General features: G+C 56.9%; 22 protein-coding genes. 14 read left to right on the top strand and 8 right to left on the bottom strand.

All coding sequences use genetic code 11. The features are described 5' to 3' along the window. Positions 1-74 precede the first annotated feature (74 nt). The 5 genes from QML71_RS11655 to QML71_RS11635 all read right to left on the bottom strand — a co-directional run bounded on the left by QML71_RS11655 (position 75) and on the right by QML71_RS11635 (position 5,024). Positions 75-752 (bottom strand): LON peptidase substrate-binding domain-containing protein, encoded by a 678-nt coding sequence (locus QML71_RS11655; protein WP_282012104.1) that lies wholly within the window; start codon positions 750-752, stop codon positions 75-77. 149 nt (positions 753-901) lie between these two features. Then, positions 902-1,789, bottom strand: coding sequence for a transglutaminase family protein (locus tag QML71_RS11650; protein WP_282012103.1), 888 nt, complete (start codon positions 1,787-1,789; stop codon positions 902-904). Between the two features lie 18 nt (positions 1,790-1,807). After that, positions 1,808-2,542 carry a proteasome-type protease gene (locus QML71_RS11645; protein ID WP_282012102.1) on the bottom strand — a complete coding sequence of 245 codons (735 nt, stop codon included), beginning with the start codon at positions 2,540-2,542 and terminating at the stop codon, positions 1,808-1,810. After that, on the bottom strand, positions 2,539-3,522 hold the full coding sequence (locus tag QML71_RS11640) for an alpha-E domain-containing protein (protein ID WP_282012101.1): 984 nt from the start codon (positions 3,520-3,522) through the stop codon (positions 2,539-2,541). The genes QML71_RS11645 and QML71_RS11640 overlap by 4 nt, the downstream gene beginning before the upstream one ends. Before the next feature lie 56 nt (positions 3,523-3,578). Next, entirely contained in the window at positions 3,579-5,024 is a 1,446-nt protein-coding gene (locus QML71_RS11635) for a circularly permuted type 2 ATP-grasp protein (protein ID WP_282012100.1), read from the bottom strand. 139 nt (positions 5,025-5,163) lie between these two features. On the opposite strand from QML71_RS11635, the gene QML71_RS11630 reads away from it, so the two are divergent. The 14 genes from QML71_RS11630 to QML71_RS11565 all read left to right on the top strand — a co-directional run bounded on the left by QML71_RS11630 (position 5,164) and on the right by QML71_RS11565 (position 19,496). After that, positions 5,164-6,585 (top strand): hypothetical protein, encoded by a 1,422-nt coding sequence (locus QML71_RS11630; protein ID WP_282012099.1) that lies wholly within the window; start codon positions 5,164-5,166, stop codon positions 6,583-6,585. A gap of 12 nt (positions 6,586-6,597) precedes the next feature. After that, positions 6,598-6,840, top strand: a complete 243-nt coding sequence (locus tag QML71_RS11625; protein WP_282012098.1) for a glutaredoxin family protein — start codon at positions 6,598-6,600, stop codon at positions 6,838-6,840. Between the two features lie 17 nt (positions 6,841-6,857). Beyond that, the gene (locus tag QML71_RS11620) at positions 6,858-7,991 is read left to right on the top strand and encodes a KamA family radical SAM protein (protein WP_282012097.1); all 1,134 of its coding nucleotides are present in this window, start codon (positions 6,858-6,860) and stop codon (positions 7,989-7,991) included. A gap of 129 nt (positions 7,992-8,120) precedes the next feature. Further along, on the top strand, positions 8,121-8,573 hold the full coding sequence (locus QML71_RS11615) for a pilus assembly FimT family protein (protein WP_282012096.1): 453 nt from the start codon (positions 8,121-8,123) through the stop codon (positions 8,571-8,573). Continuing rightward, the gene (locus QML71_RS11610) at positions 8,570-9,028 is read left to right on the top strand and encodes a prepilin-type N-terminal cleavage/methylation domain-containing protein (RefSeq protein ID WP_282012095.1); all 459 of its coding nucleotides are present in this window, start codon (positions 8,570-8,572) and stop codon (positions 9,026-9,028) included. The genes QML71_RS11615 and QML71_RS11610 overlap by 4 nt, the downstream gene beginning before the upstream one ends. Positions 9,029-9,032: 4 nt before the next feature. Continuing rightward, positions 9,033-9,521 (top strand): prepilin-type N-terminal cleavage/methylation domain-containing protein, encoded by a 489-nt coding sequence (locus QML71_RS11605; RefSeq protein WP_282012094.1) that lies wholly within the window; start codon positions 9,033-9,035, stop codon positions 9,519-9,521. Positions 9,522-9,538: 17 nt separating this feature from the next. After that, positions 9,539-10,627 carry a DUF7305 domain-containing protein gene (locus QML71_RS11600; protein WP_282012093.1) on the top strand — a complete coding sequence of 363 codons (1,089 nt, stop codon included), beginning with the start codon at positions 9,539-9,541 and terminating at the stop codon, positions 10,625-10,627. Positions 10,628-10,805: 178 nt separating this feature from the next. Further along, on the top strand, positions 10,806-12,563 hold the full coding sequence (pilM, locus tag QML71_RS11595; protein WP_282012092.1) for a pilus assembly protein PilM: 1,758 nt from the start codon (positions 10,806-10,808) through the stop codon (positions 12,561-12,563). Positions 12,564-12,573: 10 nt separating this feature from the next. Continuing rightward, complete coding sequence (locus QML71_RS11590; RefSeq protein ID WP_282012091.1) at positions 12,574-13,161, top strand: type 4a pilus biogenesis protein PilO; 588 nt, start codon at positions 12,574-12,576, stop codon at positions 13,159-13,161. Positions 13,162-13,169: 8 nt separating this feature from the next. Then, a complete protein-coding gene (locus tag QML71_RS11585; RefSeq protein WP_282012090.1) occupies positions 13,170-13,613 on the top strand; it encodes a hypothetical protein in 444 nt (147 codons plus the stop codon). A 146-nt stretch (positions 13,614-13,759) separates the two neighbouring features. Further along, on the top strand, positions 13,760-15,727 hold the full coding sequence (locus QML71_RS11580) for a secretin GspD/PilQ domain-containing protein (RefSeq protein ID WP_282012089.1): 1,968 nt from the start codon (positions 13,760-13,762) through the stop codon (positions 15,725-15,727). A gap of 10 nt (positions 15,728-15,737) precedes the next feature. After that, positions 15,738-17,237 (top strand): AAA family ATPase, encoded by a 1,500-nt coding sequence (locus QML71_RS11575; RefSeq protein ID WP_282012088.1) that lies wholly within the window; start codon positions 15,738-15,740, stop codon positions 17,235-17,237. Positions 17,238-17,251: 14 nt separating this feature from the next. Next, complete coding sequence (locus tag QML71_RS11570; protein WP_282012087.1) at positions 17,252-18,769, top strand: tetratricopeptide repeat protein; 1,518 nt, start codon at positions 17,252-17,254, stop codon at positions 18,767-18,769. A gap of 82 nt (positions 18,770-18,851) precedes the next feature. Next, positions 18,852-19,496 (top strand): DUF502 domain-containing protein, encoded by a 645-nt coding sequence (locus QML71_RS11565; RefSeq protein ID WP_282012086.1) that lies wholly within the window; start codon positions 18,852-18,854, stop codon positions 19,494-19,496. Positions 19,497-19,505: 9 nt separating this feature from the next. Here QML71_RS11565 and QML71_RS11560 read toward each other — a convergent pair whose 3' ends face one another. The 3 genes from QML71_RS11560 to QML71_RS11550 are packed head-to-tail and all read right to left on the bottom strand — an operon-like array spanning position 19,506 to position 21,867. Further along, positions 19,506-20,090 carry a MotE family protein gene (locus QML71_RS11560; protein ID WP_282012085.1) on the bottom strand — a complete coding sequence of 195 codons (585 nt, stop codon included), beginning with the start codon at positions 20,088-20,090 and terminating at the stop codon, positions 19,506-19,508. After that, complete coding sequence (gene fliJ, locus QML71_RS11555; protein ID WP_282012084.1) at positions 20,090-20,527, bottom strand: flagellar export protein FliJ; 438 nt, start codon at positions 20,525-20,527, stop codon at positions 20,090-20,092. Before fliJ ends, QML71_RS11560 begins: the two co-directional genes overlap by 1 nt. Further along, entirely contained in the window at positions 20,524-21,867 is a 1,344-nt protein-coding gene (locus QML71_RS11550; protein ID WP_282012083.1) for a FliI/YscN family ATPase, read from the bottom strand. Before QML71_RS11550 ends, fliJ begins: the two co-directional genes overlap by 4 nt. Between the last annotated feature and the right edge of the window lies 1 nt (position 21,868).

Raw genomic sequence — 21,868 nt, 5'->3', positions numbered from 1 at the left:
CGCCGGAGGGATTGGTTCCTCTCCGTTCCGTTACACGGTCCACGCATTGCCCGTGTGTGCCCGGCTTTGCCGGGTCAGTTCATCCGCACGTCCCAATTGACCTTGGCAAAACTGCGGGACCGCTGAACGATTTCGAGTTTCAGTTGGATCTGGGTTTTGATCAGTTCCAGGCGTTGCAGGACATTCTGCTCTTCGAGAAAGGCCTGTTTCTGGTCGAGAGGCGAATCGAACATGTAGGCCACGCGGTCCACCGCTTCGCCCAGCGTCTGGCACTGGCTGAGGTCCAGCTCCACCTTGTGCGCGTTCTTGCGGGGCAGGTGTTCGATGAACTTGCGGTAGAGCGCGGTCAGTTCTTTCCATTGCGGCGGCGCGGAAACAAGCGGCGTGTCGTGGGTCGATGTCAACAATTCGACCTCCGCTTCGCGGTACAGGTCGTCGCCGACTTCGCGCAGAATGCGAAAGCGGTCGCGGCCGTTGAGCACGATGTCGTAGCGCCCGTCTTCGTACTGAAACCATTTTTCGAGATTGCCCATGCAGCCGACGGATTTGATGGCGGGACGGGCGTGGTATTCCTCTTCGTATCCCGGCTCCAGCAAAACCATGCCGATCCACTTGCCGTGATCGATGGCGCTCTGCACCATCTTGCGGTAGCGGGGCTCGAAGATATGGAGTGGGAGATACGTTCGCGGATAAAATACGGACGTGGGCAGCGGGAACAGGGCGATGCGTCTCAGGGAATCGGAATCAGTCATCGGTCAATGAAGCCTTGCGTTTGGGTTGCTGGGACCGATTGTACCACTTTTCAAGGCAGGGAGAAGATGGCGGGCCGGAAAACCGGGTGGTTGAATTCCCTGCAATCGAGGCAAGCCGCGCGGGCTGTCCGTGACGGCGGTCTGGCAGTTCAGCCCTGCGAGGCGGCTCCGTTGTGGTTTTCAATCGAATCGACCTGCTTGATGTTGATGTCGTATTCCAAAGAGGAACTGATGCCGGTGCCCCGGTACATGCCGTAAGTGGGCGTGGTCAGGGCGGGTGTGCAGGCGGATGCGATGGCAACATGCCGGTCCGCCACGGCCAGTCCGTGGGTGGGATCGTAACCGCGCCAGCCGCCGCCGGGCAGGTACACCTCCACCCAGGCATGCAGTTCATGCTGATCAAAATCCTCATCGTCCGCGAAAAAGTAACCGCTGGTGTAGCGTGTGGCCAGACCCAGCACGCGGCAGATGTCCATGAACAACACCGCCAGGTCCCGACAGGCTCCTTCCCGCGTTTGCAGCAATTCCGAGGGATGCAGGGGATCGCCGTCCTTGCGCAGGATGCGGTTGAAGTTTTGATGGATATACTGGTTCAGGCTGGTCAGGAACGAAATCGTGTTGGAGCCGAACTCCTTGAGCAGAGTGTGCGTGAAGTCGTGGATGTCTTCGCTCGAATATTCCCGCGTCAGGTACGGGTCGAGGGCGTTGCCGAAAACGGGATCGTACTTGACCGGCAGGCTCAGCGCCTGGGTGTCCGTCAGGATGAAATTGAACGGGTTATCCTGCAATGTTTCGACCAGCGACTCGGCTTTCAGCGTCAGGGCATTCAACAGGCCGGTGGACCAGATGGAGGACACCGAGTTGCCTTCCAGATCGATGGATTCACTGACGCCCTTGGGCGCGGGGTCGATGTTCATTTTGAATTGGTGCAAGGATTGCCAGGAATCGGAACGCGGGCGCAACCGGATGGTCATGGGTTCGATGTACACGCGGTCGGAATAGGTGAAGCGGGTGGTGTGTTCAATGCGCAGCAACATAAGTGGAACCTCTGAAAGTCATGAAGACGAAGAAGGTTTGGTGAACACCGCCTCGACCCAGTCGGAAGGCAGTGCCTGCAGCGAACGCTGGATCTGATTTTTCCACCATTGAGATACCTGGCGGAGATCCCGTTCCTTGTAACTGTGTTGCAGCATGGTTTTCGTTTCGGCCTGGTACACGACCACATCCAGCGGGAAACCGACATCGGTGGCGCTTTGCCGGGTGGCGTCGAAGGCCAGCGCGCCGATCTTGAGCGCCATCTTGAGATCGGTATCGTAACGCAGGGCCCGGTCGCAGATGGGCTTGCCGTACGCCGAGTTGCCGATGATATGATAGGGAGTGCCCTGGCCGATTTCAACCCAATTGGCTTGCGGGTAGATCATGTACAACTTCGGCTCGGCGTCCTTTTCCAACTGGCCGCCGACCAGGGCGTGCAGGTTGAAGGCGAGATTGCTTTCCTCCAATGCCTTTTTGTCCTCGTCCGCCACCTTGCGCACCTGCGACGCCAGCCGGTTGACCGCCTTGTACAGCTTGTCGAAGTTTTCCTCTTCCGCTTCCAGCACTTCGTCGAAATAGGTGATGACCTTGTCGCGTGCCGAGCGCAGGCCGGACGACATGACGAACATGGGTTTGCCGCCGGGCTGATGGATGGAGAGTTTGCGCGCCTGCACGTGTTCGGTGCCTGATGTCAGGCGGGAGTCGGCAATGCCCACCAGGCCCTCCGCCACCTTGATGCCGATGCAGAACGTCATGATTGCCAGGCTCCTTCTTCCTTCCGTGGCAATTCCTGCGAGAAGAAAGTGTGGCCGATTTCGGTGTTGATCCGGTTCAACTCGCCCTGGAAGTCGTCCAGATATTCATGCAGGCCGTGCGAAAAGATTTCGGCCACGGTGGTGTAGTTCATGCGGGACCGCAGACGGCCGAGTGTCTGCTCTGCCTGGTTGCGGTAAGTGCCGGGCGGCGATCCGGTGATTTTCGACAACGCCTCTTCGGCCTCGTTGAGACAGAAATGGATGGAGCGCGGGAACTCGCGGTTCAGGATCAAAAAGTCCACAACATTGTCCGGCGAAATGTGCTTGTACTGTTTGCGATACATTTCCAGCCCACTGGTGGATTTCAGCAACACTCCCCATTGGGTGTCGTCCACAGGCGTTCCAATATACTCCAATTTGGGTAATAGGATGAAATATTTCACATCGAGGATGCGCGAGGTTTTGTCGGCGCGTTCCAGCATGCCGCCCAGGTGGCCGAAGTTCCAGGCTTCACCGTGGGTCATGGTGGCGTCCATGATGCCGTTGAACAGGTGACTGGCCGTTTTGACTTCTTGGAAAAACACAAATGGATTGGACAGGGCATGCCCGTTGGTCTCCTCCATGCGCAGCAGCAGATAGAACTGGTTGATCTGCTCCCACATTTCGGAAGAGATGATTTCGCGGATGCTGCGGGCGTTTTCGCGCGCCGCCGTCACGCAGGAGATGATGGAGTTTGGGTAATTGTGGTCGAAGGTGTGAAACCGGATCACGTTTTCGCGTGTGGCTTCGCCGTAGGTTTCGTAAAAATACGCATCGTCGCCGGTGATGCTGACCAGCGGTTTCCAGTGGTTGGTCTGTTCCTGGAACAGCGGCAGGTCGAGAATCATCTGCAGATTCACCTCGATGAAGCGCGCCACGTTCTCGGCGCGTTCCAGGTAGGTGGACATCCAGTGAATGGAATCGGCGACGCGACTCAGCATGGCGGGGTCGTCCTCCGGTCTGTCGAATGCAATCGGTTCATCATAAAACTAAACACTCATTCAGTTTGCGAATCGTACAACACCCAGGTGTCTTTACTGCCGCCGCCCTGCGACGAGTTGACGACGAGGGAATTTTTCTTGAGCGCGACGCGGGTCAACCCGCCGGGGATGACGTTGATCTCCTCACCGTACAGCACGAACGGACGCAGGTCCACGTGGCGGCCTTCGTAACGGTTCCTGACCAGGATCGGCGCGCGCGACAACTGGATCACCGGCTGGCCGATGTAGTTGCGCGGGTTGGCCTTGATCTTGTCGGCGAACAGTTTGCGCTCGCGCGAGGTCGAAGCCGGGCCGATGAGCATGCCGTAGCCGCCGGAGGCATTGGTTTCCTTGATGACCATGTCTTTCAGGTTTTCCAGCATGTGGCTGCGCTGGCTCGGATTTTCCGCGAGGTACGTCGGCACGTTGGGCAGAATACAGTCTTCGTTCATATAGTAACGGATGATCTGCGGCACGTAGTTGTACACCGCCTTGTCGTCGGCGACGCCCGTTCCCGGAGCGTTGATCAACGCCACCCGGCCCTTGGCGTACACCTCCATCAGGCCGGGGCAACCGAGCATGGAATCCTTGCGGAACACTTTGGGATCGAGAAAGTCGTCATCGATGCGCCGGTAAATGGCATCGACGCGTTGAAACCCTTTCGTCGTCCGCATGTAAACGAATCCGTCGGAGACGACGAGATCGCTGCCCTGCACCAGCTCGATGCCCATTTGCCGGGCGAGGAACGAATGCTCGAAGTACGCGGAATTGTGAACGCCCGGTGTGAGGATGACGCGGCAGGGGTCGCGCACGGACTCCGGCACGAGGTGATCCATCACCTGCAACAGGTGATCGGGATACGCATCCACCGGGCGCACGTGCATGGCGCTGAAGATGCTGGGAAAAGTTTGCTTCAACACCTGCCGGTTGCCCAGCACGTAAGACACGCCGGACGGACAGCGCAGGTTGTCTTCCAGAACATAAAACTGGCCGTCGCGGTCGCGCACCAGATCGGTGCCGGTGATGTGCGCCCAGATGTCCTTCGGTGGACGCAGGCCGATGCACTCCTTGCGGAATGGTTCCGAAGACAGGACCAGGTCTTTGGGAACGACGCCGTCCTTCAGGATTTTCTGGTCGGAATAAATGTCCTTGATGAATTCGTTGAGCGCGAAGATGCGCTGCTTGACGCCGCGCTCGATGTAATCCCAGTCCTTGGCGCTGATGGTGCGCGGGATGATGTCGAACGGAAAGATTTTTTCCGCGCCCTGTTCCTGGCCGTACACGTTGAAGGTGATGCCGAGGTTGAGCAGGATGGCTTCCGCGGCGCGCTGGCGGCGTTGCAGATCGCCTTTTTCCAGGTTGTTCAGCAGATTGACAAGAGATTCCACCCCGGGCCGTGCCTGGCCGGGCAGTTCAAAAATCTCGTCAAAAAAATTTCCGGGATCGTAGTCTATGAAGTTCATAAGAGCATCAATTGTAGCACAGTGGTGGAGGGCAGGTATAATTGCACGCGGATACTGGAAAATGAAGGAGCGGGGCCAGACATTTAGAACCTTTAGCGGAAACCCGGCATCTTTAAATAAGACAGGAATAGAAACCGGATTGAACCTTTTTCAAGACCAGATAATGATTGCCGGACCCGAAGCCCATTGCAGCGATATCGAAAACGCCCTGGTGGCCTCCGGCGTGTACTCGCCGAAGTCGGACGACCCGGCCAACACCTGGCGCATTTCCCCGGAACCGTTTTACCTGTCCGTCCAGGATGTCGCGTTTTTCGAGCGGTTGGGCGGGCACCTGCTTTCCTTTTACACCGCACTCAACCGGCTCTATCTCGACAGCGCCAAAGGCAAGATGCCGGCATGGATCGCCGAATACCTCGATGCGGGCAAGCCGTCGGAACTGCTGGACCTGGCGCGCATGAACCGGTTCAAGGGCCGCCTGCCGGGCATCCTGCGTCCCGACGTCATGGTCACGGACAGCGGTTTCGCGGTCACCGAGCTCGATTCGGTGCCGGGTGGATTCGGCGTCACCGCGCAATTGATGACCTTGTATGGGCAGGACGACGTCGTCGGCGCCACATCGGGCGGCATTCCGGAGTTGTTCTACCGCATGTTGGAAGCGGTGGCGGGCCATGAGGGATGCGTGGCGGCGATCGTGGTTTCCGACGAGGCCGCCGACTACCTGAACGAGATGCAGTACCTCGGGCGAGAGCTGCGCGAACGCGGGCATCCGGTCCATGTGGTGCATCCGCGTGACGTGGTCTTTAAGGAAGAGGGGTTGTTCGTGATCGACGACGGGCGGGAGGTGGCCCTCGACGTGATGTACCGCTTTTACGAACTGTTTGACCTCAAGAACATCCCCAAAGCCGAACTGCTGGCCTACAGCGTCAAAAAAGGACACGTCCGGGCCACCCCGCCTTACAAGCCGTATCTGGAAGAAAAGCTGAGTTTCGCCCTGTTCCACCACCCCGCTCTGCAAAGCTGGTGGGAAAAATCCCTCGGGGATGAAACTTTTAAACTCCTGAACCATCTAATTCCAAGTACCTGGGTCTTGGATTCAAGACCCCTGCCCCCGCACGGGGTCATCCCCGGTCTCACGCTCCGGGGCAATAAGGTCAATGACTGGAATACGTTATCCGACCTGACCCAGAAGGAGCGGGAATTGGTGATCAAACCGTCCGGGTTCAGTCCCGATGCCTGGGGCAGCCGGGGCGTGGTGGTGGGGCACGATGTGTCGGCGGAGATCTGGCAGCAGTCGCTGGATTCCGCGTTGCAGGCGTTTCCCGAGCAGCCGCACATCCTGCAGATGTTTCATAAAGGGAAGCGGTTCAAGCAAACGTTCTGGAACAGCGCGAATCAATCCATCGAAACGATGGACTGCCGGGTGCGGTTGACCCCGTATTATTTCGTGACGGGTGAGGCGGCGCCCCTGGGCGGCATCCTTGCCACCTTGTGCCCCCAGGACAAAAAGAAAATTCATGGTATGGTGGATGCGGTCATGGTACCATGCGCCGCCGGAAAGTGAAGATAGCGTTATATGATTAAATTTTATAGTGTTTACGGGTGCGGTTACTGCACCATGGTGCAATCCGCGCTCGAGCAGCTGGACCTCGATTATGAAACCATCATGGTCCCTGCACCTCACCAGCAGCGGCAGGAAGTCAAGGAACTGACCGGTCAAACCTTCGTTCCCGTTCTCGTTGACGGCGATGTCATCCTGCACGACGAGTACGAAATCATCCGATACCTGAAATCCACGTACTCCAGCAACTCCAACTGAAATCGGAAAAGGACGTCATGGAATCCTGGCAAAGGCAATTGAGCGATAGCGTCGTCAAAGTGGAGGATCTGCCCTTCGTCTCCGGCGACAATCAATATAAGGAAAAACTGAAAAAGGTGGCGGAGATCTTCCCCATCCGCATCAACTCCTATTTCCTGAAACAGGTCAAAAGCGAAAACGATCCGTTGTGGAAGCAGGTGGTGCCTACGTCCGAAGAACTGGACGACTTGTTGAATGTGGAAGAGGGGTTGGACTCCGATCCCCTGCACGAAGAAAAAGACATGCCGGTGCCGGAGCTGGTGCATCGCTACCCGGACCGCGTGCTGTTGATGCTCAACAACCAGTGTCCGATCATCTGCCGTTTCTGCACGCGCAAACGCAAGATCGGGTTTCCCGGCATCGTCACCCGCGAGACCTTGCGTCAGGGCATCGAATACATTGCCGCACATCCCGAAATCCGCGACGTCATCATGTCCGGCGGCGATCCCCTGCTGGTGCCCGACCGCGAGCTGGAACGCATCCTGAAAGCGTTGCGCGACATTCCGCATCTGGACATCATCCGTATCGGCACTCGCGTTCCCGGCACGTTGCCGGACCGCGTGACGCCGGAGTTGTGCGAGATCCTGAAAAAGTACCATCCCTTGTATGCCAACCTGCACTTCAACCACCCGGACGAGATCACGCCGGAAGTGGAGTTGGCCTGCAACCGGCTGGCCGATGCGGGACTGCCGCTGGGCGCGCAGACGGTGTTGCTGAAAGGCGTCAACGACGATGTCGAGACCATGAAAACACTGGTGCAGAAACTGCTGCGCATCCGCGTCAAACCGTATTACCTCTATCAAGCCGATATGACTGTCGGCACCGATCACTTCCGCACCACGGTTGAAAAAGGTCTGGAAATCATCCGCGGCCTGCAGGGCCACACCTCCGGCATGGCGGTGCCTTACTTTGTGATCGACACGCCGGGCGGCGGTGGCAAGGTGCGCTTGCTGCCCGACTCGATCGTCGAATTCAACGAGAAGGAAGTCGTGGTTCGGAATTTCGAAGGCAAGACCTACCGCTATCCGCAACCGCTGGAAAAACAGCCGAAACGCAAGACGCCGCCACCCGCGGCATCGGCTCCCCCCAACAAAATGTGCGAATTGGCCTGAAAAGGCTAACTTTGAGCGCGTTCCTCCCCTTTTCATTCGCGGCAATGGCCTTATACTGTCTGTAGGGTTTTTGTGACTCCTGCGGGAGTCCCAAAGCCCATCGACAGCCCTTTTTTTGAAGGTTGGCTCATGAGTCGGCGTCATCCCCCGGTGTGGAACAACGCAAAGGGATTTTCCCTGCTGGAAACGATCATGGTGATCGTTCTGGTCGGGGTGCTGGGAGCGCTGTTTCTGCCGCGTTTGGGAACCGGCGCCATTTCCCTGCAAAGCGCCGCCAGCATGGTGGCTTCCGACCTGCGTTTCGCGCAGGAGTTGGCCATGGCGCGCAACCCGGCGGCGGGCAGTCCCATCGGCATCGCCTTCACCGGCGGCGCGGCGTCCTACACGCTGACCGATCCCGTCGGCGCGTTCACCGCCAACCGCACCCTGCCCGGCGGCATCACCATCGGCACCGGCGGCACCATCAATTTCAACAAATACGGCGAGCCGCAGACGATCAGCACGGTGACATTGTCCGGACCGGGAGGCGCGACCAAATCCATCACCGTCGAAGCGTTTTCGGGGAGGGTGTCGGTGACATGAGCAACGAGACCGGGCAACTCCGGCTGCGGCGGATGGATACCGAAGCCGGCTTCACGCTCATCGAAATCATCATCGCCATTCTGGTCGTGGCCATTGCCGTGCCTTCGATCATGATTGCGTTTTCCAGTTTGAAAGGATCGGTGACGCCGGAGTACGTCATCGAGGCGGCGGAACTGGGCCAGTTGCAGATGGAGGCCATGGCCGCCAGAACCCGCACGCAGATCCCGGCGGCGGGAACGTACACCTGTGCCGCGTTTCAGGCGACGGTCACCGAAGTGCAGTGCGCGGTCGCCGGATTCGCCGCGTACTCCTATGACTGGGTGGTGGAGGACGTCAACGCCACCGATCCCGATACCTCCAGTCCCGGAGCCACCTTCGGCAAAAAAGTCACGCTGACGGTGAGCCGCGCCAACATGACTCCCGTCAACTTTTACGCCTTGTTCGCCACGGATTGATGCCATGACGCCACGCCGCCGCATTCAGAATGAACAGGGCATGACGTTGATCGAGATCATCGTGGTCATTGTCATTCTCGGCATCATGGTGGCGGTGGGTGCGCAGTTTCTTTTCAAGGCGGCGCAGGTGGACACGCTCCATTCCGAACGGGTGGAGGTGGTGGGCAGCACGCACTATGCCATGGAAGCGCTGGTGCGCGAGTTGCGCATCGCCGATCCGGCGACCGTCAATATCGCGGGCAACACCGTCACCTTCGACAAGCAGTTCGGCTACGCGCAGGATACGACCACCAGCGGCGTCAGCTACACCTACAGTCCCGGCGCCGACACGTTGCAACGCACGGGCAGCGCCACCACGACGATTGCGACGGGCATGACCGCGTTTTCCATCACCGACAACGGCGGTTGGTACACTCTCTCGATGACGGTCACCGGCGCGCAGAGCGGCGCGTTTTCACTGACCTCGGCGGTGCGGCCGCGCACCTTGAGTTGACCATGCGGAATCTTTTTTTGAAAACAGGAACACTCCATAATGAGCGTGGCATTGCGGCGCTGGTGCTGGTGTTGCTGGGGACGGCGCTGGTGGCCGTCATCGCCCTCAGTTTCCTGATCCAGACGCAGACCAAGCAATACGGATCGGCGCTCGCCTCCACCGGCAGCAATGCCTTCATGGCAGCAGAAGCCGGACTGCGCTACACGGAAACCTGTTTGTTGCTGAACGATGTCAACTGCCCGGCGGTGACCGCCAACACCGACTGGACCCTGCTGGTCACCGGCTTCACCAAAACCTTCGGTTCCGGCAACGGGGATTTTACCACCAGCTTCGCGCCTGTGGATGCCAGCACCGTCGTCGTCACCTCCGTCGGCACTTACCGGGGGGCTCAGCGTGAAGTGTCCAAAACCATCGTGCAGGCCAACTCCTGCAAGCTGGCAGAGAACGTTGTCACCTCCTGCCAGGCCCCAAGCGTCCATCCGCAAGCCAGCGTCACCGGCACGGTGGAGACAGGGTATTGTCCAAACCCGCAATTGGTCGATCCGATTGCATTTCCCGGCACGCCGGGAGGCTGCCCGAATCTGGATTACATTCCGATGGTGAACGCTCCGGTTCTCCTCGCGCCCTACCACTATTGTAATTATAGCCACCTGATTTCCTACGACATCACCATCAACTCGGATATCACTATTTATGTTGCTCAGAAACTCACCATGGAAAATGCAAGCCGTCTTATTATTAACGGTAATGTCACCATTTATGTGGGTGATGAGATTTTGATGAAGGATAATGCGGAAATCCAGGTCAACGGAACCTTGACCATTCATACGGAAAAAACTTTGACGATGGAGAACAGTACCATCATCAATGCCGTGGGCGGCAACGCGGCAAATGTGCTCCTACTCGCGGAAGAAGATGTGACCCTGAAGGACAATTCTGTATTCGTTGGAGGCATTATTTCCGACAAAAAGGTGACCTTCGAACAAAATTCTGTTTTGACCGGTGCCATCCTTGCCGACGCCGTGGATTTAAAGAAGGACACCACGGCGACCTGGGCCGCGACCGCGGCGACCAACTCCCCGCAATACAATCAATGCCTGCCCTGATTTGGGAAGCGGGCGGGCTGGGTTCTGCTAAAATGGGCGTATTCTTTTAAGCTATTGATTAAATTAAGATTAGGCTGAGGTGGCGACTTGATGTAAAATGGTGTCCTTACACGTGCCCGCTCGATGTGGATTTTAAGTCATTGAAACGGCTTAAGTTTTAATTTTAGAGGCAATCTGGATGGCGTTATCGTCCTTCAATCAAGGTAAAACCGCAGTCGGACTGGATATCGGTTCCCATGCGATCAAGATGGTCGAACTGCAACCGGGTCGCGACGGTTGGTCCATCGGCGCTTCGGGCTACCAAGTGGTGCCGAAGGCGATGGGCGACAGCGCCAACAACGAGGAAATGCTGGCCGGGCTCGTCCGCCTGCTCTATTCCAGGCAGGGCATCAAGACCAAGCGCGTTTACCTGACGATTGGCAGTTACAACATACTGGTACGGAAGGTCCAAATCCCCAAGATGCCGGACTCGGAACTGGTGGAAGCGATCAAGTGGGACGCTCGCGAGGCCATGATGTTTTCTCCGGAGGAAGCGGTGGTCGATTTTCACCTGCTGGGGCAGACCGTGCAGGAGGGGTTGGAGTTCGACGAGCTGCTGGCGGTCATTGCCCCCCGGGAGGAAGTGGAGCGGCTGGTGTCCATTGCCACCGAAGCGGGGCTGGAGGTCGCGGGCATCCTGCCGTTGCCCCTGGCGCTTGAGGAGTACGATGGGGTCTGGGTTGAAGACACGCATAAGGAAGATCATTCCACCTGTTACATCGACATGGGGGCGCAGCGCACCCGCGTGTATTTCGTCACCGGCATGGAAATCCTGTTCTCCCGCGAAATTCCCAACAGCGGCGTCAACATCACGGAGGCCCTGGTCGGCGACTATGTGACCGCTGCCGGCCGCACCGTGCAGGTCGATGAAAAACGCGCGGAAGAAATCAAGCTGCGTTACGGGCTGCCGCCCGAAGGCAGTGAGGAAGAGACGCACGATCGGATTCCTGTCCGTGAATTCCGTGAACGCATTCTGCCGGTGGTCACGCGGCAGGTGGAGGAGATCGAGCGCTCCATCGATTCCTTCGTCAACACCTACATCGTCACCAGTGTCGAGCGGGTGGTGTTCACCGGCGGGGCTACCAGCCTCCAGGGTTTTATGGAGTATGTCCGCGCGCACTTTGACCTGACGGTGAGCGCGTACAATCCGTTGTCGCAGTTGTCCAGTCCGGATCGCCCCAACCTCGAAGACGACGCCGCCGAACACGGCCACAGCATGGTGGCCGCCGCGGGCTGCGCCGTGGACCAGTGCGAAAAGATCAACCTGCTGCCGGAAGAGTTCCGCCGGTCCTTCAGCAAGACCCTGCAACAACTGGCGCGTCTGGCGCCCATTCCCATCGCGATCCTGTTGCTGGCCGCATTCAGTGTCTTGTTGCGGCTGGATCTCCATGATAAAGAACACAACCTGGCGATCCGGACGCAGCAATTGAACCAGCTCAAGCAGCGTTTTGTGGCGCTCGATATCCCGAAGCGCAAACTGAAAAAGCTGAAGGAAGAAAAAGAAATTCTGATGGCGGAGCAGGCTCAACTGCCCCGAAAACAGGTGGCGCCGGTGGATCTGCCGCGCGTACTGAATGAAATTGCGGCGCGCGTCATCTGGAACATGGCTCTGGAGCAGATCACGTTCAGCGAATACGGGGGAGCGTTGGAAGAAGACGAGGACACGAGCAAAGTCGTGCAAAGAGGGTGGGCGTTGCTGGTAAAGGGCAGCATATTCGGCAACCGTGAAAAAGTGCTCAAAACGCTGGAGGCGTTTCTCAAGGACCTGAAAAAGTCGCCTCTGTTGTCCGAGGTCAAGCTGATGACATCGCAGGTGACGGACACGGATCGCTATACCCGGAAGAGCATCGATTTCACTCTGTTCATCACGCCGGTCCTTCGACCGGGCGTGACGTGAGGTTTTGAGGATGAATCTTCCCAAACAACCCTGGGTGCAAAAGTTGACGACGCGGGAGGTCCTGCTCCTGATCATGACAACGTTGGTGGTCATCGGCGTGGGTTATTACAAGCTCGAATACGAACCGTTGGCAGCCAAACGCGATAACATCGTAAAGCAGACGGAACAGATTACAGAAAGCCTGCATGGTTTCGAATTGGCTCTTGCCCGCTCCAGCCCGGAACAACTGGTGGCTCAGATTCAACAGGTGAACGATCAGATAAGTGCTCTGCGCGAGGAAATCCGGGTCACCAAGGCCAGCATGACCGAAAACGTGGAAGGCATTGTCCGCGCACTCAGCAAACAGGCCAAGTTTCATCGAGCCGAGATGCTGAGCCTCAACTCCCGGGAAACGGAGGTGGAGGTGAGTGGCGTTCGTTATAAGCAAGTGATGCTGGCACTCTCTATTAAGAGCGACTATCAGGGCGTGGGCCGTTTCGTGCAGTCCCTGAAAGAAGTCCCGGCGGTGCTCTCGATCCAGAATCTGAAGATCGACCGGACCCGGGACACGCATCCGTTGGTGAAGACCGAAATGATCATCCAATTGTTTGTGTTGTGAGGCAGGCCGTGAACCGAACCCAAAATGAATTCCGGTACCGCTGGTGGATGGGGGTGCTGATTTTATCGATGGCGTGGCTCCCGGAATCCGCGTTGGCGGTACGGGATGCGGAATCCCTCATGGCTCGCACTCAGCGCAACCCGTTTGCCCTGCCGTCCGGCGTGTATTACAAAGCGCCTCAATCCGGCAGTGTTTCTGTGGAAAAAGAGAAGGAACCCGTCAAACAAAAAGACTCTGTGGAGACACCGCCGCTGACGTTGCAGGCGGTGGTGTGGGGGGGGCCGCGACCCGTCGCGGTGATCAATGACGGCAACTATATGATAGGGGATTCGTTAAACGGACACGAAATCGTGGACATCGGCCGTGATGCCGTCGTGCTCATGGGAGCCAAAAAAAGCCGCACCCTGGAATTGCAACCCTCGCCCCTGGCAGTGAAACGAACCCTCCCCTGATTGTTTCCGCACCCCCTCCCTCGCCAATCGTGCTCTTGCAAGCCATTGAAAAAAGAAAAACCTTAATATTTTTCTGGAATCCCAGGTTGATTTGGTGTAGTATTTATAGTTAAATTTAAACAAATTAATATATTTTAAAGTTATTTATGACAAGGTTAAACAAACCAGTCTGCGCGTTCATTGCTGCATGGGTTTTGTGGAGCGGGACGTCCTGCGCCTCCAATCCGTACAGCAACTCCCCGCTGGCTCAGTCCAACGAGGCGGAGTTGAACAAGACGTTTGAAAGCCAGAAACCCGATGCGTTCGATCAGGAACTCGATCCGGGCATGCCGTCGGCGGAATTGCTGATGAGTCAGCCCGAATTCGTTCCGGAAGGTCTGGGGGAAGAAAGTGTGCGCATGGAGCAGCTCCAGCGTGCCGGGCCCCGGTTCACCTTGTCGGCCAAAGATGCGGACATCAAGAACATCCTCATGGCTCTGTCCAAAGGAGTCAGGCAGAACATCATCATCGATCCCGATATCCAGAAAAAAGTGACGGTCGATCTCAAGGACGTCACCATTTCCGAAGCGCTTGAAAACGTCCTCGCCCCGCTCCACCTCGATTACAAATTCGACGGCAAATTCATCCGCGTGTTCAAGCGTAAAATGGAAACGCGCATGTTCCGCATGAACTACATCGTTTCCCAGCGCGCCGGAGCCAGCACCGTGCAGTCGATGAGCGGAACGGGTACTTCCGGAAGTCAAAACAGCGTGGCGTCGGGGTTCACGGGAGGCGCGGGCGGAAATTTCGGAGGCGGATTCAGTGGCAACTCCTCCGGCAACAATCAGAATCAGCAGAACAACCGCACCTCCACACAACTGGTCACCTCCGAGCGCAATGATCTGTGGCGTGAAATTTTCTTCGGTCTCAAGCGCATTGTTGCCGGCAAGATTGACAACATCGACGAGATGAATGAGGAAAAGATCTTTGAGGAACAGCGCGGGCGCACGGGCCGCACCAATGCCGGGCAACAAGGCAATCTGCTGGGTAACATGCTGGGCCTTCAGCCGCCCACTGCGCAAACCGAACCGCTGAACCCGGACGAGATCGGCAGTGAATTGCCGGGCAAGGACGAGGAAGACAAGAAACGGCAGGACAGTTATTTCTCCATCAACCGGCAGGCAGGCGTGGTCATCGTCCATCATTATCCGGACGTCCTGCTCGAAGTCGCCGAATTTCTGGAAGCCATAGAAGGCTCGGTGCAACGCCAGGTGTTCATTCAGGCGAAAATTCTGGAAGTCAACCTCAGCGACGAATACCGGTTGGGCGTGGACTGGAGCCAGGTCAGTCCGTTGAAAATCATCCATGATTCCGATCCGGATATTTTTCAGGGGTTGACGCCGGGTCCGGGGCAGCCGTTCAACTTTTCCAACTCGGGCGGATCCAATAGCACCCTCGGTACGATGATTGCCGGGGCGGGCGGAATTTTCTATGGCCTCAGCAACACGCAGATCAGTGTGCTCATCGACGCGCTCAGCGATCAGGGAAATGTCAGTGTCCTGTCGAGCCCCAAAATCGCCACGCTGAACAATCAGCGCGCGGTGATCAAGGTCGGCACTGAGGACATTTTCTTTATGCCGGTGGTCATTCCGGCGACGACGACGCAGGCCTCGGCCACGCAGTTCATCCCGTCGCAGATCACCATTGGCATCGTTCTCGACGTGTTGCCGCAGATCAACATGGACGGCACGGTGATGATGAGTATCAACACCAGCGTGTCGGAGCGCTCCGGAGAACGTGTCTCCCCGGACGGTCAGAACCGGGTTCCCGTTCTGGATGTGCGCGAGTCCAATAACGTGGTCATGGCCAAGAGCGGCCAGACGATTGTGATCGGCGGGCTCATGAAGAATACGCGGCAACGGGATAACAACGAACTGCCCTTTCTGGGGAAAATCCCCCTGCTGGGCAAGTTGTTCCAGTATGAAGCCAACAGGGATGAGAAAACGGAGCTGGTCATCATTCTGACTCCCAAGGTCATGGTTGGATTGTCAATTGATGAACGCTTGAAGAAGGAGCAGGATCGTTTCAATCAATTCCTGTCTCCCATGCAATCCCAGCTCATGACGGAAGAATAAGGGGGGCAGGGTGTATAGAGTTTTTTACAATTTCAAGGAAAAGCCATTCAGTCTGACGCCAGACCCGCGGTACATCTTTTTCAGCGAAGTCCATCAGGAAGCGCTGGACCATATCATGTTCGGAATCTCGCAGCGGGAAGGGTTCATGGCCATCACCGGAGGCATCGGAACCGGAAAAACCACATTGTGCCGGGCGTTGCTGGAGACCATCGATTCCCAGGACAAGGTGGCGTTGATTCTCAACCCCATGCTGTCCTCTTCGGATCTGTTGCGGGCGCTGGTCCAGGATATAGGCGCCAAGCCGCAGTTTATAGAGCACAAGGCGACGACGGTCGATTCCGAATTGCAGGCGGGAAACAACGGACACGGTGGAGACCCCGCCGGCAAATGGACGCCTGAGGAAACCAAGTGGTTGCGCCATGCGTCGAAAAAAGAATTGCTGGATGCGTTGAACGACTTTCTGCTGGCGCAGTATGCGATGGGTGGGTCCACCATCGTCATCATTGATGAAGCGCAGAACTTGTCGCTCGATGTTCTGGAACAGGTCCGGCTGCTGTCCAACCTGGAAACGGAAAAACAGAAACTGCTGCAGATCATTTTTGTCGGCCAGACGGAATTCAACGAAAAGCTGGGCCTGCCTCAACTCAAACAGCTGAATCAACGCATCTCCGTTCGTTACGAATTAAAACCGCTGTCCGCTGACGAGACCCGAACGTATATTTATCACCGGCTGCGTGTGGCGTCTGCGGTTCCCCGTGTTACGTTCAGCCGTACCGCATTCAAAGCGATCCATTCCTACACGCAGGGATATCCGCGCCTGATCAATCTGGTTTGTGATCGTGCGTTGCTTGCGGGCTACAACGCTCGTGACAAATGCATCGACGCCAAACACGTGCGGCAGGCAATCAAAAGCCTTCTCGGGGACGACGGTGAGCGCACCAAATTCGATTTCATCATGAAGCTGCGGTTGGCGGTGGCGGCATCGATCCTGTTCTTCATCGCGGGAACCATGTTCTTCGTCCGGGGAGATACGGCTTACTTGCAGACGATCAGGAATCTGAAGCACTCCATCAGTTCCATGGTGCCATTTGGAGCAGGAACGGAACCCGGGGTGACAACGGAATTCAAACCGATGACGCCGACACTCACCGCACCTTCCCCGCAGACCAAGGCGTCGTCGAGGAAAGCGAGTGATCAACGGGACTCCCAATCCGGCGGGGAAGAAAAAATAATCAAGTTGCCGTTGATCTTTTCCGAGCAGACGCCGGAAGAACTTTACCGAATCCAGATCAGCTCCTGGACAAAAAAGTCCAAGGCGGCGCGCATCCTGGGTGAGCTTGAAGGCAAGGGGTACCCCGCCTACATTCGGGAAACGACCCGTTCCGGGAAACCCTGGTATGTGGTTTATGCCGGCCCTTATGAAGACGTCAAGACGGCCCGCACGGACTTATCTCGATTGGCAAATTCCGGAGTCGAACCTATATTGCTTTCATACAATCCCAAGGGTTGAGAGGATGCGCCTCCATGAGTTTGATCGCGGATAGCCTGAAAAAAGCACAAAAAGACAGGGACCGGGATAAGGAGCAAATCGAGCGCAACGTTCTACGTTTCTCAAACTTGCCGGGGTTGGTGGACATTTTAAAAAAAGTAAGCGTCGTCCTGGGCTGGGTGCTGATTTTAATCGGCGGCTGGTTCACGATCTTCGTTCCCTCACAGCAGTATCAGGCACGGACCAAACCTCTTATCCTGGCCGCGGCGCCTCGGCCGGACATCGCCCAAACAGGAACTTCCCCGCAAACCGGCGTCCCGGAAGAAAACCCGTCCCAGAAAAAGAAAGACACCCCACCTCCAGAGAAAGGCCCTGTGGAAGGGACCGGTCTGTTGGCGGTTGTGGCAGCGAAGCCGGAACCCCCGGTCGCGGTATTGCCTGAGACAGGGAAGAAGAGCCAGGCCCCGTTGCTGAAGAAAAAGGGAGGCGCGAAAGACAATGAAAAAGAAAAAGCCGCCGTCCAGTCGATCTCGACCACCGGCAATCAAATAAAAACGGAGCCGAAGCTAAAGTCCAAATCGAAGCCGCAACCGCAGCCTCTCGTTCCGGGTGGGGAAAAACAGCCGGCTAAGATTCCTTACACACCCTTTGTGAAACCCGAATCGTCCCTGGAGCAGGTGGCCGCTCTGACGGAAGGATTGGGAGCGGACCTGACGGATGCGCCTCAGGATAAAATGGAAACGCAGAATGCGCCGGAAGGAACTCAACTGGCTCAGGAAGTGCCGGTGACATCGTTGCTGAATGAAAATGAAACGGTTCCGGCAATGCAACAGAATGCCGTGCCGGAGCAGAAATCGGACCAGATTTTGGACCTGGCGGCGGAACAGAAATCCGTTTCGGGCGACGACTCGATTCACGTCATGCCCAATGAGGCGGACATGCAGAAGTGGAAAACCGGACGGGATTCCCGAACGATGGACGACAAATCGCGGTACTTCAATATCGCCTCCTTTCATCATCAAAACGAAGATTACTTTCTGGCGCTGGAATTTTATGAGAAGGCAAAACGTCTGGATCCCGGAAACGCTCGTATCCATAACAACCGGGCATTGATCTTCAAAAAGTTGGGCCGTTCCCAGGAGGCCATCCGGGAGTTGTTGCAGGCGGTCCGCATTGATCCCGCCTACGTCAAGGCCTACAACAACCTCGGTCTCATGTATTACCTGCATGGGGATCCGATGAGCGCCATCCGGTACTATGAAAAAGCGACGGAGATCGATTCCCGTAATGTAGAAAGTTACAACAATCTGGCCATCATCTACAAAAAGCAGAATCATTACCGCCGTGCCGAAATGCTTTACCGCAAGGTGATCAATCTGGACCCCAAACAGCCGGAAGGCTATTACAATCTGGCCTTGTTGTATGAGCAGATGAACCGCATCCCGGAAGCCATTGAGCACTACAAGCAGTTTGTGACACGCGCCCAGTCCTCCCGCCCCGCCCTGACCATGAGGGTTCGAAGCCACATCCAAAAACTGGAAGAAAAGTCGTAGCCGTCCCCCCGAAACTGGTAAAATACCGGCATCACATTCCATTTCTCCCGGGCGTGTCCCGGAGGGGTGATAGGGCTTCGCTGTGAAAACGTTTTTCAAAAAATACCTGGTAGCAGGTTTGTTGATCCTCATTCCCGCAGGCCTGACGGTCTTTCTCCTGGCCTTTGTGATCAACCACCTGGATCGCATCATGGCTCCGTGGATTTCCTTTGTCATCCGCCGCTGGAACCTGCCTCTGCCTGAGGATTTCTACCTGCCGGGGCTGGGCTTCTTTATGGTCTGCCTGATTATTTTTGCAGTGGGGTTGGTGGCCACCAATTTTTTCGGCAAGAAGCTGGTGGCCCTGGGAGACCGAATCCTGCACCAGACCCCCATCGTCCGTAGCGTTTACACCACCATCAAAAAAGTCACCGATGCGGTTTCCGAAGCCGATACCGGTTCTTTCGATGAAGTGGTCGTGGTCAAGTATCCACACGACGGGATGCGCATGTTCGGTCTGGTGGCGGGCCGCACCCGGGGCGAGGTCCGCGAAAACTTTGATGAGGAACCGGTCAATGTGTTCATTCCGCTGATCCCCAACGTGACGCTGGGATTTTATCTGGTTCTGCCGCGCAAGGATGTGGAAACGATGGATATCAGTGTGGAAGAGGGAATGAAATACCTGATGTCCTTCGGGCTGGCCACGGCAGAGTCTAAAACCAAAAAAAACCGGCAGGAAAACAAGTAGGAAAACCGGTCAGGGCTGTTTGGCTTTCCCGGCGATCTTTTCAGTGAGGTTTTTGGCCACCTGGGTGTTCATTTTTCCCAGCACCGCACCGGCATCCCGGCTTTTCATTTTGGAAAGAATCTGCACCGCGATGTCCTGATCCATGCTCTCCATCAGGGTGGCGGCCTCGGTCGCTTTCATGCTGGAGTACATCTTGACCAGCGACTCCAGGTTTTTCTGAATCAGGTCGCGCTTGATCCCAACCAGTTCTTCACTTCGCACCAACGCTTCCTCGATTTTCTGCAGATCCGACCGGACCTTCTTCTCAAGATCGTTGAGATTTTTTTCGCGCAGCGCCAACTCGTCCTCCCGCTTTTCCAACTCGCGGTTTTTCTTCTCGATCATTTCCAGCATGCGGAACGTCTCCATGTTCATTTCCAGGCGGGATTTGTCCGTGCTGGGCAAGGTGAGCGTGCCTCCGGAGCCGGTGGAGGATTCCGTGCTTTTGGGCTGCGATGTGGAATCGCCGGTCTGGGCCATGGCCAGCGGCACGCCGGCCAGCAGCGCCATGGTGAGAATCAGAGTCAGGTTGCGTAAGCGGAATCGTTGCGGCATCACGGTTCCCTCCGGTGCCACTGGGTGGAGGCCACGTCATCAAGAAAAGCCGTTTCGCGTTTTTGCGCTTCCTTGCGTTCGCGCAGCAGTTGCTGTTCCTTGAGGAATTCAAGCGTGCGTCGCTTTTTCATGGTTTCCGCCAGTTCCTGCCGTTTGGTCTCAATTTTTTCGGTGACCTCCTCGATCTGTTTCTGGCTGGAACGTTCATCGATGCGGGCGCCGTTGAAATAGTTGTCGTACAGGCCCAGTGTGGAGGCGTCCAGGTTGTCACTGAAACGCTGGTTCAGGTTTTCCCGCTGGCGGCGGCGTGAGTCATTCAGCCGGTCCAGCATTTCACGGTGGGCCACCCGTTGCGCATTGATTTCGGCGAACGCGCGCTGCACCATGTTTTCCTGATTTTTGCGAACGCGCAGCAGGCCTTCCAGGCGGAAACTCATGCGTCACCTCCGGGCTCGTCATCCCGCAGCACCTGTTGCAGTTGTTCCACGCTGTGCGGAAAGGGGCGCGACTCGGCCATGTCCTGGCGCAGGTAAGCGTTGAACGCATCGATTTTATCAATCGCCCGGTCGATCTTTGCATTGCTGCCGCGGGCATACGCGCCGATATTGATCAGTTCCTCCGCCTCGCGATAGGTGGCCAGGATGTCCTTGAACTGCATCGACAACTGGTTGTGCTCCGGCGTGACCACGTCGATCATCATGCGGCTGATGCTTTCCAGGATATCGATGGCAGGGTAATGATTGTGCGACGACAGGCGGCGCGACAGCACGATGTGCCCGTCCAGAATGGCCCGTACCGCATCGGAAACCGGTTCGTTGAGATCGTCGCCCTCCACCAGCACCGTGTACATGGCGGTGATGGAGCCGGAACCGGACGAGGTGCCGGCGCGTTCCAGCAATTGCGGCAGCAGCGAAAACACCGAAGGCGTGAAGCCGCGAGTCGTGGGCGGTTCGCCGACGGACAGGCCGATCTCGCGTTGCGCCAAAGCGAAACGGGTCAGCGAATCCATCATCAGTAAAACGTCCCGTCCTGTGTCGCGGAAATATTCGGCGATGGTGGTCGCGAGGTACGCACCGCGAATCCGCACCAGCGGGGGTTGATCCGAGGAGACGGCCACCACGACGGATCGTTTCAGGCCTTCCGGCCCCAGGTTTTCCTCGATGAACTCCTTCACTTCACGTCCCCGCTCACCGATGAGCGCGATGACGTTGACCTCGGCGGAGGTGTTGCGCGCGATCATGCCGAGGAGCACGGATTTGCCAACGCCCGTGCCGGCCATGATGCCCACGCGCTGACCTTTGCCGACGGTCAGCAATCCGTTGACGGCGCCGATGCCGACATCCAGCACTTCTGCAATGCGGGCGCGTTCCATCGGGTTGATGGGCACGCCCTGCACGGGATATTCCTTGCCCATCGGGATGGGCCCCAGTCCATCAAGCGGTGCGCCGTTGCCATCGATCACGCGTCCGAGCAAATGCTCGGAGACATTGAACGTGGGGGACTCTTCCTTGGCGACGATCACGCTGCCGGGCTCGATGCCCGCCATGTTGCCCAGCGTCATCAGCAAAATTTTGTTGTCCCGGAATCCGACGACTTCGGCATCGATGGCTTTTTTGTTCTGCCGCGAGTAAATGGTGCATAAGGAACCCATCGATACGGCGGGGCCGTTGCCTTCCACGATCAGCCCGGTGAGGCGGATGACACGTCCCTGCTTCCTGACCATGGTGACGTTGTCAACGTAGCTGCCGTATTTTTCAAGATCGATGGTTTCCAACATA

This window comes from Nitrospina watsonii (assembly GCF_946900835.1).
GTDB lineage: Bacteria > Nitrospinota > Nitrospinia > Nitrospinales > Nitrospinaceae > Nitrospina > Nitrospina watsonii.
This window is presented reverse-complemented; position numbering and strand designations above follow the sequence as displayed.